This is a genomic window from Paenibacillus nuruki, from assembly GCF_001721045.1.
In the GTDB taxonomy this organism is placed as follows: Bacteria; Bacillota; Bacilli; order Paenibacillales; family Paenibacillaceae; genus Saccharibacillus; species Saccharibacillus nuruki.
Genome location: NZ_MDER01000101.1, coordinates 1 through 12527 on the forward strand (window position 1 = coordinate 1; position 12527 = coordinate 12527).

The 12527-nt window shown below is 35.0% G+C and carries 13 protein-coding genes; 12 read left to right on the top strand and 1 reads right to left on the bottom strand.

Translation table 11 applies throughout. From position 1 onward, the window contains the following. Nucleotides 1–122: 122 nt before the first annotated feature. The 12 genes from PTI45_RS23025 (at nt 123) to PTI45_RS23080 (ending at nt 11846) form a co-directional block, all read left to right on the top strand. Nucleotides 123–386, top strand: coding sequence for a hypothetical protein (locus PTI45_RS23025; protein ID WP_069329929.1), 264 nt, complete (start codon nt 123–125; stop codon nt 384–386). A gap of 21 nt (nt 387–407) precedes the next feature. Then, the gene (locus PTI45_RS23030; protein ID WP_069329930.1) at nt 408–1286 is read left to right on the top strand and encodes a hypothetical protein; all 879 of its coding nucleotides are present in this window, start codon (nt 408–410) and stop codon (nt 1284–1286) included. A gap of 236 nt (nt 1287–1522) precedes the next feature. Continuing rightward, the gene (locus PTI45_RS23035) at nt 1523–1885 is read left to right on the top strand and encodes a hypothetical protein (protein ID WP_069329931.1); all 363 of its coding nucleotides are present in this window, start codon (nt 1523–1525) and stop codon (nt 1883–1885) included. Nucleotides 1886–2109: 224 nt separating this feature from the next. After that, nucleotides 2110–2508 carry a TrbC/VirB2 family protein gene (locus PTI45_RS23040; protein ID WP_069329932.1) on the top strand — a complete coding sequence of 133 codons (399 nt, stop codon included), beginning with the start codon at nt 2110–2112 and terminating at the stop codon, nt 2506–2508. Nucleotides 2509–2584: 76 nt separating this feature from the next. Continuing rightward, complete coding sequence (locus PTI45_RS23045; protein ID WP_069329933.1) at nt 2585–2899, top strand: PrgI family mobile element protein; 315 nt, start codon at nt 2585–2587, stop codon at nt 2897–2899. Between the two features lie 19 nt (nt 2900–2918). Then, nucleotides 2919–3842 carry a hypothetical protein gene (locus PTI45_RS23050; RefSeq protein WP_069329934.1) on the top strand — a complete coding sequence of 308 codons (924 nt, stop codon included), beginning with the start codon at nt 2919–2921 and terminating at the stop codon, nt 3840–3842. After that, on the top strand, nt 3799–5871 hold the full coding sequence (locus PTI45_RS23055; RefSeq protein WP_069329935.1) for a VirB4 family type IV secretion system protein: 2073 nt from the start codon (nt 3799–3801) through the stop codon (nt 5869–5871). The genes PTI45_RS23050 and PTI45_RS23055 overlap by 44 nt, the downstream gene beginning before the upstream one ends. A 2-nt stretch (nt 5872–5873) precedes the next feature. Beyond that, a complete protein-coding gene (locus tag PTI45_RS23060; protein ID WP_069329936.1) occupies nt 5874–8432 on the top strand; it encodes a hypothetical protein in 2559 nt (852 codons plus the stop codon). Between the two features lie 69 nt (nt 8433–8501). After that, entirely contained in the window at nt 8502–10346 is a 1845-nt protein-coding gene (locus tag PTI45_RS23065; RefSeq protein ID WP_069329937.1) for a bifunctional lytic transglycosylase/C40 family peptidase, read from the top strand. A 13-nt stretch (nt 10347–10359) separates the two neighbouring features. Further along, complete coding sequence (locus tag PTI45_RS23070) at nt 10360–10851, top strand: hypothetical protein (RefSeq protein WP_069329938.1); 492 nt, start codon at nt 10360–10362, stop codon at nt 10849–10851. 15 nt (nt 10852–10866) lie between these two features. After that, nucleotides 10867–11352: a hypothetical protein gene (locus PTI45_RS23075; RefSeq protein ID WP_069329939.1), complete on the top strand. Its 486-nt coding sequence runs from the start codon at nt 10867–10869 to the stop codon at nt 11350–11352. Nucleotides 11353–11618: 266 nt separating this feature from the next. Then, the gene (locus tag PTI45_RS23080; RefSeq protein WP_069329940.1) at nt 11619–11846 is read left to right on the top strand and encodes a hypothetical protein; all 228 of its coding nucleotides are present in this window, start codon (nt 11619–11621) and stop codon (nt 11844–11846) included. Nucleotides 11847–11877: 31 nt separating this feature from the next. Here PTI45_RS23080 and PTI45_RS24325 read toward each other — a convergent pair whose 3' ends face one another. Then, entirely contained in the window at nt 11878–12105 is a 228-nt protein-coding gene (locus PTI45_RS24325) for a hypothetical protein (protein ID WP_175425259.1), read from the bottom strand. Nucleotides 12106–12527: the final 422 nt, after the last annotated feature.

Here is a 12527-nt window from a genome sequence, read left to right on the forward strand (position 1 = left end):
GGATAAAACCTTTATATAAATTTAAAAAATACCTTACTTTTGAATGAAACCATTCATGGTCATTCTTTAGTGAGGTATTGTTTTTACATAGAATTTTAAAACAATTACTGGAGGCAATTATTATGAAAACTATCGGAGAAGAACATTTAGGAGAGTATAAAAGTTTATGGACAGGGAATGTATTAGACAATGACTTAAAAAAAGACATTATGAGTAAAGAATTAAGAAAAAATCATATGCGTTCAAGACGTATATTACAAAAAATTGTGAATATTAAGTATTATGCAACGATTTTTAAGATGACTGTGGAAAGTTTTGGAGCATTATTTGCCTTGATTTTCATGGTAGGAGCAGCAGGTTTGTTTTTTTACATTATGACTAAATAAATGAAGTAGAGGAGCCTGAATATGCAACTAGAAACAGTAGTAGTTCTTTTATTTTTGAGTCCAATTGTGATTGGCATATGTGGGTCATTATTCAGTTCAAGTTACAATATCACGCCTGTTGTTATCGATCAGCGTACTTTTGTTACGGTATCTGAACCACAAAACGTGCAATTGGATAACGAACAAAATGTACTATGGAATGAGTTACCTGCTCTTGAAGAATCTCCTGAAGTCGAAGAGTTATTGTTCAATATGCCGGGTAACATATCAAATATTGATAAAGAGATAGAATTTAAAACTAGCGAATTACCAGAGGAAATGAATCTAGCAATTAGTGATCTATTTAAAGGAATTGATAATCCTAATCTCGTAAATGAGAATGAAGATGAATCAGTTAATAAAGAGATCCACTTTATAAGAACCAAACCTATGGTAGAAGAGCAAGATTGGACACTTGAACCACCCCCTGAAGAAACGGACTTTATGCCTTATTCTTCAACAGATACTGGGAGTCATCAAACATTTGATGGACATTACCCCGATATCGATGAGCTAGTTAATACATTGCCGGTCGATGAAGCAAATAATGTTCCAAAACCACAACTAGAAAAAGTTGAACAGACCTATGGGCCTGAAATCATGAGCCGTATCACCACTACACCAGCTATGGGGATCACTTCTGCATTGCATGTAATTCATGTAATGGTTGGACGCATTTTTATAATGAATAATCAATTCATTTTAGAGTACCAAGATCATCAAATTCGAGTAGGTGGAATTGAAGCAGAAGGTGAATTCTTAGTGGAAGGTATGTTCGTAAAGAAAGACTTATTCTACGTTGAAAAATATGAAGATTTACAAACAATACAATCTAACATGCAGAAAGCAGAAGCTTCGTAACCTTCTGCTTTCTCTAAAAAGCGGAAACGTAATTGCGCTTTTTAGAGAAAGTAGAATACTATTTTAAATTAAAGAATCTATCACCTTAAATCATCGACAAATTTCTAAAACAGATGTAAAATGGTGTCTATATATGAAACTTCACCTATTACATACTATGAAAAAATGAAATTATTTAATTTTTCTACATTTTAGTTCCAAATTAAACTATTTTTTTGGTGGAGGTATTATTCTATATGTCAATAAATCAATCACATGAAAAAAATAATGCTTTATTAATCGAAAAAATTAAGTCGACACTAATGCAAAAAAGTCATTCATTTTGCTTACGGTCGAATGAAATACTTCGGTTTGAGGTGCGTAATGAAGGTCAGGTAATTCAATATATCAATGACGCAGAAGACAATGAACTTACAAAAGTGTTTGCTTTGTCAGCTGAATCATTAAGTACTTTTTTTGAAATTATTGAGTTACAATTTAACGAAATTGATACAATATTACAGGCTAACGTAGAAGTTGAGCTGACCATTATTCTATCCGGTTCTAATAACGTAGGTTCTGCAAAATTGACAGTAAATGAACAAATACCGCATTCCTAATGAACTTAAATTTAAAGCACTTGACATTAGAGCCATAATTAATGATAATCAGATTATAGTAAATCGAATAGAAAAGCGGAAGCACCGTTAACTTTGGATCTCGTCCAAAGTTAACGGTGCTTTTTTTTTACCCAAAAAAGGAGGGAAGGTTATGAATACGTAATTTTAATCACTTTTATGCAGTACACATATACTAATTATACGATTTGAGAGGGGTTTTTATTTTGTTTAAAAAATTATTTGGCATGTTTGTTTTAACGTTTTGTTTATTTCTTGTAACAGCTCCTGCTTCTACTGTCATGCATGCAGCAACAACAACACCAGCCAGTAGTAGTGTTATTGACTCAGAACTAAATGATAAATCAAAGGTATATAATCCAACGGATACTAACGCTACAAAAATCAACAAACCTTTAAAAACAGTTGTACAGGTTGTTGGTGGTGTAGGAGGAACATTATTTACTCTAGCTGTTATGTTTACAGCGATTATGATTATTTTTGGATCATTGAGTCCGCAAAAATCAGGTATTTACTGGAAGGCTTTATTGGGTTGTGCAGGTGGAGCTTTTGTCTTCTTTGGAGCAGCAACTTTCGCGGATATGATTGCCGGAATGGCAGGCTAATTTAAAACGACCATGCTTCAATAAGTTGTATCGAACTTAAAGTAGCATGGTTATTTTAAAAAATGGAGGAATTAATTTGAATAACGAAATTATTGTACCAATAGATATTACTCAAGAAGAAAAATCAATCTTAGCTATCTTATCTATTAGACAATTTTTTATTTTGTTTCCAGTCGCAATTTTCTGCGGAGTGTTTTTCATTTATGGACGATTACCGTTTTTAGAGGGTCTTTCATTAGTTATTGGAAAGTTTGTCTTTTTTCTTGTTATTGGTGGAATAACAGCGTTTCTCACATTCTTTAAAATCGAGAAACATGAACAATATGCAAGTGAATTTATCATAACGCTATTTAAGTTTAGAAGATCTCAAAAAACATACACACATCTTTGAATAGGAGGCTTAGTAGTACATGCAAATCTATGTTTTTATTATGTTCGGAATATTACTGCTAACGATTGGGATTATGTTAGTAGCAAAAAAACGAATGGATCGCAATGAGCCAGCTTTTGGATGGAAAAGAAAACAGCATTTAGAAGAAACTAATTCCAATGCAAGTACAAGTGCGACAGTAGCAAATAGTAAAGGCGAAGACAAAAAGTTAAAAAAAGAACGCGATGCTATGAAAGAGCTCATTGGTATTGAAGATATTAAGTACGGAATATATGAACAAAAAAATAATGAATATTGTGTTGTCATTGAGACCGACTCTGTTAATTTCGATTTACTCAGTGAAACAGCCAGACAATCCATAATTTTAGCATACAGTTCGTTATTTCGAGTAATACGTTTTCCTCTTCAAATTTTGGGTCAGGCTGTTCGACAAGATTTACGAAAAGAAGAAGCACGTTGGAAGCAAAATCTAGCGAAAGGCAATAAAGCGACAGAAAAATACGGAGAAGATGTTATTAACTTTGTAAAAGATCAGTCTGAGAATATATTCCAGATTTCTCGTAAGGTGTTTTATGTTGTTTCCTTTATTCCACAACCTTCAAAAATGGGTGCTCTCACAGTAGAAAAAAGAAATGAAATGATTCGAAATGAACTATATTCAAGAGCGGAAGTAGTAAGAGGACAGCTTAGACAGTGTCAAATTAATACAACCCTTTTAGACAGCTTAAAAGCTGGAGAAGTTATGAAAAGAGCACTTAATCGTGATCGCATGATTATGCATCCTATGGAATCGCTCATAACGCATGGTAAAGAAAAACTATCTTCTTATATCACGGTAGATGTTGCATCTATACCAGACTTAGAAAGATTAGTTTATGATGTGCAGGAGGTTATAGAAAATGTTAAAGCTCTGGAACAAGAAAAAGAAAGTGAAAGAACCTAGTTTAAATATTGATAATTCGATAAATCTCGATAAAACGAATTCAGAAAAAGAGGATAGACCCCTTGATTCGCCAACTATTGTAGACAACATGCTTAATGATGGAATTCATTTTGAAAAAGATTATTTCATGATGAAAACAGGACTAGGAAGTACAAAGTATGGACGTTCGTTTTTTGTAAAACCTTCCGGTTATCCGCGAACTGTTCGTATAGGTTGGCTTGAGTCTCTATTCACTGGTGATGATTTAGACTGTTCTGTTCATATTGATCCAATCGATAAAAACTCAGCTATAAAAAAACTGCAAGATAAGATCGATGAGTTTGACACTGTTATCTACAGTGCCTCTGGTCGAGGAGATCAGGCAAAAATTGATGACTCTGTACAAAAAAGAGAAGACTCCAAATTTTTACAACGTCAAATAAAAAACAATCAAAATGGTCTTTATTATGTCTCAATCCAAGCCAGTGTTTATGCAAACTCATTAGATGAGCTAAATGCAAAATGTGTTGAAGTAGAAAATGCAGTCGCTGGTGAGTCTATTGAAATTTTGAGTGCTTTTGGTAGACAACGAGAATCTTGGCTTTCAACCCTTCCATTAGGTAAAAACCATCTTTCTAAATCAGATCGTAATTTGGACCAACTAAGTTTGACAGCAATGTTTCCACATTCCAGTTCTAAACTTAATCATACCGGTGGTTTTCCAATCGGACTATTTGGTCGAGATTATGTTTTTTATAATAACTTTGATAAAAGTTTAGTTAACTATTCGGTAGGAGTTTTTGGAGTTTCTGGATCTGGAAAGTCTGTACTTGTTAAACAAATGATTGGTCGAGGTTACATGGATGGCATTATGAAAAATGTCATTATTGATGTAGAACCGGAATATACAGAATTAACGCAGGCTCTTGGTGGAGTCGTTATTCCAATTTATCATTCTAAAACTAATGATAATAGTAGGATCAATCCATTTGATATCTACCCTGAAAGAAATCTTCTTTATAAAGGTACAGAATTCGAAAGGATTACTGAGAGCATCAATGTAAACGAAAAAATTAAAGAGAATCTTGAATTTTTCCGTGTTATGAAAGAATCTCTGAGTGTAGATGGACATGGCTTAACTCCAATTGAATTAGGTGTACTAAACGATATTATTGAGCAATCGTACTTACAACGTGGAATTACTGAAGATCCAGAATCTATCTATGAACAAGTAGAATCAGTTGATAGTCAGGGAAATATTGATTTCAGACGTGCTTATATTGAAATGCCAACGATCAGTGAGTACTATCAAGAGCTTGTATCTGAAAAGATGCAAACAGAATATGGAGAAGAATTGAAGGAACTGAAAAATATTGTTCGTCTATTCACCCATGATAAAGCTTTCGGTATGTTTGACGGTCAAACCAAAATCGTTTCAGAATATAGCGGTTCTTTAGATGAAGCTCCAGTAGTAACTTTTGATATCAGTAAACTTTCTAGTAACGGTATTGAAAGACCACTAGCTCAACATGTACTTATGACTTGGATTTGGAACCGATTTATTATTGCTGATCCTAAGATGAAAAAGCGAATGATTGTTGATGAAGCTTGGATGATGATTAAATATTCTTCCATGATGGAATGGCTAAAAGTAATCAGTGCACGAGGAAGAAAATGGAATGTATCCCTTACTCTTGTATCTCAGCGCTACGAAATGTTCGAACGAAATGAATCAGCTCGAGATGTTGTCGCTCAGTTCGATACAGTCTGCTTCTTGAGACAAAGTGATCAAGATATTGAACCGATTATTCGTACGTTTAGGTTAAGTGAGGAAGTAGGAAGTCTCATTAGAAGTGCTGCTACTGGACAAGTATTAATGAAGGCAGGTAAACAAATTGTGACATTCCAAACTCAACCGACACCTAGAGAATGGAAATATCTAAACACGAATCAAAATACCATGCCAGAAAAACTGAAGAAGGATATTCCGCGTGAAAAAATGATTCAATTCTTAGAAGATAAGTCACATATTCCAGAGGAAGTGGCTTAAACATGAAGGTTAAATCGTTATTCTTTTTAATTCTGTTTCTGTGTAGTCTTACTATTGGGAATAGCTATGTATCAGCTTCTGAAATTTTACCGACTGTTACTACTAAAAAAGCAGATACTGCTACAACAGGTAAAACAGATACTACAAAATCAACTTCTGATAAATCGACTACTAAAAAAACAGAAACAACTACAACCGATAAAACAGATGCTACAAAAAAGACGACAGATAAATCGACTGCGGCTGATGGGGATGATGATAAAACTACAGCTGAAGATGATGAATCCACTGGTTTGTCGACTGGAGACTTATCTTCCAATGGTGATGCTTCAGGAGCATTAATAGGTGCTAAAACAAAGGAAAGTCTAAAAAAAGCTGAAGAAGACGCTTCATTGATGGATGGATTTATTATTGGACAAGCTAATAACTTGTTCAACATTCCTGGAATCAATAGTATACAGAATTTAGTCTTTGGGAATCCCTATAAAACATGGGGATTCCAAGAAAAAGACACCAATGCTTTAATAGACGGGATTTTTTATCAGAGTGAGTTAGACTCTTTCATTCATCCGTTGATTGGTTTGTTCTCAGGAGTGTACGCAACGATACTGATGCTTGCGATCATGCTTGGATCGTTACGGTTTGGTATGAAGGCTTATAGTCCTCAAGCCAAAGCAGATTTTTGGAAAGATATTAATATGTATTTCGCTTCCGCAATGTTTATGGGTTGCTTTTGGATGTTTTTTCATATGCTTACAGCTATCAATTGGGGAATTATCCAAAGTATCTCAGAGACATTAAAAGGGCTAGGTAAATCACTTGATGGTGTATCTATCATAGCTTCGGCTACAAAAGATGGAAGTTACACATTTGCGATGGGAGATATTTTTGTCTTTCTTGCAGAATGGGGGCTATCAGCCTATTTAAACTTTATCTATATTGCTCGAAAAATCATTATTGTTCTTCTATGTGTAATGTCACCAATTGCAGCGTACAGTTTATTGTTTACCAAAACGAGAAGCTTTTTTGGAACATACATCAAAGAATTATGTGGAAACATTTTTCTACCTTCCATTCACTCTATTATTTTGTTTGTATTTGTACAAATGGCAGGGAACTTGGGTCAAGGTATGGGACCAACGATATTTAAACTTGGCATGATCATTATGTTTGTTCCCATTACAGGTATGGTCAGCAAATGGCTTAATCTTGGAGATTCTAGTTCTGCAATGGGACGAACAGCAACAAGCTTAGGTATGGCTGGTATTGGTGGAGCGATGATGTTATCTAGAGGATCTTATAACATGGCAGCTGGTAAAGGTGCTGGAGGTCATGGGGGTCAAGGTTCAGGTGCTGGTGGTACAGAAACTCCTTCAGGAAGCCAAGTGAGTATGTCCAATGATGCCGGTAGTTCTTCTCTAAGTCGAGCTGCTTCTGGTGGTCAAAGTTGGAGTCGAGTTAAACAAACAATGGCTAAAGCAGGTGCAGTTGCAGGTGGAACAGTAGGTCTTCCTTTTGGCCCTGGGGGAGTAATGGCAGGATCGATGATCGGATCAAAGGTAGTTTCAAGTCTTGCACAAGGTACGAGAAATGTAACATCTGGTGCTAAAGGAGTCTCTAATGTTATAAGAAATGCTGGTCGAGGCGTAGATGAATCAGGACAACCAAGCGGTAAATTTTCTTTAGCAAATTTAAAAGGTAATTGGTCTGATCTTGCAGAACGTCGTCAAATGATGGGTAATTTGGGAGAAGCATTGGGACAAACGGGAGCAGGAATTGGTGGATTAGCAGGTATGGCTTTGGGTGGTGCACCAGGAGCAGCCATCGGATCACTTTTAGGTGGTCAACTTGGTACATCTGGTAAAGCAATGGGACAAATGCTATCCGGTGTAAGTCGTCAACGTGCTTTTGATTTTGGAAGTGGTGGTGAAAGTCCACGTGGGATGACATTATCTGATCTTGCAGAGGATTCAAGATTCCGAGGTAGCAATGTAAGATTCAATCAAACTAATGACCGCTCATGGTTCGAAATGCAAAATGGTGATCAGTGGCAACGTATCGGTAGCTTCGGGGCTGGAGATGCTAACTTGAAAACTAACCAACGAAGAGCAGTTGATTATAAGCTTCGTGACAATAACGAACAATGGAAACGCCAAGAAAATGGTTCGTACATGCGTGAATCACTTATGCCTAACATGCCGAACTCTAATGCAGGTCAATCGAATACGATGACTCCACGAGTGGAGAGACAGGTAGCTGGATTGTCTGGATCAACAGGCAACTTAGGAAGACAAAGTGAAGCATATATGATGGATCAAAATGGATTGAAAGTCAATTCGGATACAGGCTTTGATATGCGACGCTTGAACCCAGACGAATACTTTAATCACAATGCTCCAGGTAAAACAGGCGTAGACGATAAAGTAGCTAATTTGGTTGGGGTAAAAGCGCCTAATTTAGCTAGGAATGTAGCAAGAAAAACGCAAGAAACGAGTAAAAGAATGGGCTGGGCACAGTCTGGTGTATATAACGACCAAGAACGGAAAAAAGATATTATCTAGTATGTTCAAATATGAATTATTTAGGCTTTCTGTATAGAAGCCTAAATAATTTAGGGGGGATTAATAAGGTTGAGCGCTCATGATGTCGGTAAAGAATCTTCTGCCCCCGGTGGAGGAGCCATAAAAAAAGGGGCAAATAAAGCTGTAGGTAAAGCCAGTAAATATCTAAAAAAACTACTTATAAAATTACTTAAACAAATAGTCATTTCTATTGGTAAGGCTCTATTTGCATTAATAGGATGGGAAGGTGTCTTAATTATTGCGATCTGCATCATCGTGTTAGCAACGCTTACAGCCATTCCAGGAGCAGACTGGTATCTGGGTGGAAACGCTAGAAGCGAAGAACAACAGGTCGCAGATGGAGATTATCAACAAGAATTTGTTCAAGCAGCGAAAGATACAGTTGCTGATCTCTATGCAGTAAAAGCAGATAAATCTTGGATCAATCAATTGGTTTCTACTGTTAGACCAAGTTGGGGGATACCAGCTGCACTCGTTCAATATGAAATTTTGGTACAAGATAATCATGTGGAATATTCAGACTATGATCCAGATGATTTAATATCTCGGTTTAAACCTACATTTAAGTATACTAGTATTACAGAAGATAAAGAGTGGACTAAAACTAAAAAAATATGTCCCACCGAAAATGGACAGAGAACAACTGTTAATATCAATGAAACCAAAAGAGAAAAACACAATGTACTAAGCGATGTGTATTTTGAATACGGTGAAATGGCTATTAGTCCTTTGACACGCTATTATCCCGGAGAAACGTTAAAAAGAACTGATAAGTATGAGTTTGTGGAAAAGAAAAACGCAGGTGATTGTGTTATTGAAACGTACAGACAATATCAAGATACTCAAGTAGATGATCGATTCGTTCCTCTACTTTCGATTGATAAAGATAAATTCAAGGCTATTTTAATCGATTTAGGTGTTGATGAAAAAGATATGAAATTATATTTTGAATTTGTTCTAGCAGCAGATTCGGATTGGGATAAAGGATTATATGACGGTACATCCGAAGTAAATACGAATTGGAATCCGGGCACTGCTAAAGTACCCGAAGTTGTACTTCGTTATGAACCAATTGTACGAAAATATCTTGAACAATATGGTATGGGTCAATATACTCAATTGCTCTTAGCTTTAATTATGCAAGAAACGGGTGGACGATATTTAGATGTTATGCAGTCGTCTGAATCTTTGGGGATGAAACGAAACACATTAACTGATCCAGAGCTTTCTATTCAGCAGGGTGTTAAACATTTTGTTTCTGTATTTAATAATGCAAAAGCAAGTAGCAAAAAAGTAGATATCGAGCTAACTTTACAGTCTTATAACTTTGGAGGCGGTTATATTGCTTATGCTAAAGCGCATGGTGGACATAGTAAAGAGAATGCTGTAGCTTATAGCAAGCAACAAGCAGCTATAATGGGATGGAAGCGTTACGGTGATGTTGATTACGTAGAACATGTAATGAGATACTATAATGATTCGAATCAAACTTTAACGATTGTTCCTGGTCAACAAATCTTTGATGTACAACAAGCCTTAAATATCATGTCTCAATACATGGGTATACCATACAAAATGGGAGGCAGGTCACCGGAAAAGCGCTTTGATTGTTCAGGACTTCTTGAGTATTCGTTTGCCCAAATGGGAATCGATTTAAGTGGAAGTGCACAAGATCAATATAACAAAACAATAAAAGTAGCTGCTGCCGATGCTCGACCAGGCGATCTTGTATTTTGGGAAACATGGAGACGGGGAGCAAGCCATGTAGGAATGTATCTTGGTAATGATAAAATGATTAATTCTAGTTCTTCCCATGGAGTTAGTATCGCCAAAGTTTCAGTATTTAACAAGTTGTATAAATCATACGGATATAGACGCATTGTAAGTCGTTGATAAAGGAGAATTTATGCAAAAGAAAATCATGTATACAGCTTTAATAGTTTTGATAGCTGTAGTAGTCGGTATGAGTATTTTTTTAACTAAAGCACAAGACAGCGCACATGAAAATGAGCTATATACGAAAGCAATGGAAAACAATAATTCGTTTTTATCTACCTTTTTTAACTATACCTCAACAAAATCTCGTTATGAAAATATTGCTCCATTCATGACCAAACAAGGATATGCTTCTACCTATCCAAGTGGACTGACTATTCCTGAAGATACCGGTAAATTGGTATCTTCAATGAAAGGACTTAAAGTCTATCAGTCCAGAAATGATCAAGAAAAGCCTGAGTTTATTAGCGAGTTCCAAGTCACTACGAGTTATGATGGAATACCAAGTACCGAGAATATCAGAATCTATACGGCATTAATTGAAGAAGAGGGTCAATGGAAAATTAATGCCGTAGAGGTTTTAGATGATCAGCCCGCTGGTGAAGAAGGAGATAGCTTCTAGATAAGGAGTAACAATATGTTTATAAATTTAATCAATGGATTTCATCAAGTTGTAAGGCTAGTACAAGTCATTGGTATACCAGTTATGGTTTTACTGTTCCTTTTAGGGTTTGTGCTAATTTTAACATCCGGAAAAAATCCATTCCGAAAAAGAAGAGGCTATATTTTCATTATTATATTTGGAATTGGTGCATTTGCAGTTGCCTATTTACCAGCAATCATTCATAACTATACAGTTGATCAACCGCTCCAATTGACGGATAAACACAAAACAGTGAAAGATTATGTGGACTCGGCTACACCAATAGGCACGATTCTTTTCAATGCTTTATTCTATGTTGCTATTCCTATTACAGGATTCATGTTTTACGCAGGAGTCATTGTTAGGTTTATGGCCCCTAAGAATCCATCCAGAAGACGAAAAGGCATAGGACTCGTATTATTTGCTCCTTTGACAATGTTTTTTGTATACATCGTCCCTAAAATTCTAGTCTATATCTAAGCCGAAAGGTGCTAATTTGTTTGGAATTAGTACCTTCCATTATATACTATTCATAAAAATTATACAGATGAAAAATTCATAATAGAAAGTACATGTTCTAGCCTACATCTACTGCTACTCTATCATATAGTCTGACTAGCAGAAAAAGAACTATTTGAACAGCATTTATTGTATACTAGCATCAATTAAATCGTACATACGGAAGCACCGTTCACTAGACATTTTCTAGGTAACGGTGCTTTTATTTTATCCATTGGAGGATCAGTATGAACCATAATAGCAATGAAACTTATGTGGCAAGAGATATAGTAGGTGAGAACATATTATTTACTGCCGAAGTATCTGATCTTTTACAATGCAATGTGATGGAAATCAGTAATTACGTGAAAGAAAAAGTATTGATTCCCATCAAAAGAACATCTAATGCTATGTTGTTTTTCAAACCAGATGTATTAAAATTAAAAACTCGTTTAGAAAATAAAAAATATAAATAAGCCTCTACCTGAACTTCAGATAGAGGCTTATTTATGCAGAACGTTTTTTGGCAAACACTTTGTAAGGAATAGCGATCGCGGCAATAATAATTGTAATCGAGATTAAATAGAATGGCATGCTTATTTCCATATGTTCTGTTAAATAAATGATAATTAGAAGTATGGAAACAATATAAAATGAAGAAAAAGCTCCAATCATAAGAAATTTAATGACTTGCATCATGAACGTATGAAAAGAATCACTTGTACGTTTTGCCAATAACAAAAAAATAGCTAAAAGAATGATACAAATGCCTACTATCCAAGGGATAACCATAAAATTCACTCCAATTACAGTCTTTGAAAGTTTATACGCAACTATAGCAAGATTGACTCATTATGTATTATTGCTTTAATGATCCATATATCTATATGTTTTGTGCAAGAATATATTTTTCTATAATGATCTTGAAGAATTAATTTCTATTATAAATAAATTATATTAAATACTAAACTAATTTCTTTAAAGATACGTTTATGAAGACTTAAAAAATACTAATTTTAAAGCTAAGCTTCCGACTTCTATTTTATATATTATTAATTTGTAATTGTTATATGAATATACTTTTTAATTAAAATTTATTTAAAATTATATTTTTTAACTTTAGTATAACGAAAATATTGAGATAAATAATCAAATTC

Bases quoted from the DNA above. Each gene is read 5' to 3' on its own strand.
- PTI45_RS23055 (WP_069329935.1), top strand. From the start codon at position 3,799: ATGTTAAAGCTCTGGAACAAGAAAAAGAAAGTGAAAGAACCTAGTTTA.
- PTI45_RS23025 (WP_069329929.1), top strand. From the start codon at position 123: ATGAAAACTATCGGAGAAGAACATTTAGGAGAGTATAAAAGTTTATGG.
- PTI45_RS23080 (WP_069329940.1), top strand. From the start codon at position 11,619: ATGAACCATAATAGCAATGAAACTTATGTGGCAAGAGATATAGTAGGT.
- PTI45_RS23060 (WP_069329936.1), top strand. From the start codon at position 5,874: ATGAAGGTTAAATCGTTATTCTTTTTAATTCTGTTTCTGTGTAGTCTT.
- PTI45_RS23075 (WP_069329939.1), top strand. From the start codon at position 10,867: ATGTTTATAAATTTAATCAATGGATTTCATCAAGTTGTAAGGCTAGTA.
- PTI45_RS23070 (WP_069329938.1), top strand. From the start codon at position 10,360: ATGCAAAAGAAAATCATGTATACAGCTTTAATAGTTTTGATAGCTGTA.
- PTI45_RS23050 (WP_069329934.1), top strand. From the start codon at position 2,919: ATGCAAATCTATGTTTTTATTATGTTCGGAATATTACTGCTAACGATT.
- PTI45_RS23035 (WP_069329931.1), top strand. From the start codon at position 1,523: ATGTCAATAAATCAATCACATGAAAAAAATAATGCTTTATTAATCGAA.
- PTI45_RS23030 (WP_069329930.1), top strand. From the start codon at position 408: ATGCAACTAGAAACAGTAGTAGTTCTTTTATTTTTGAGTCCAATTGTG.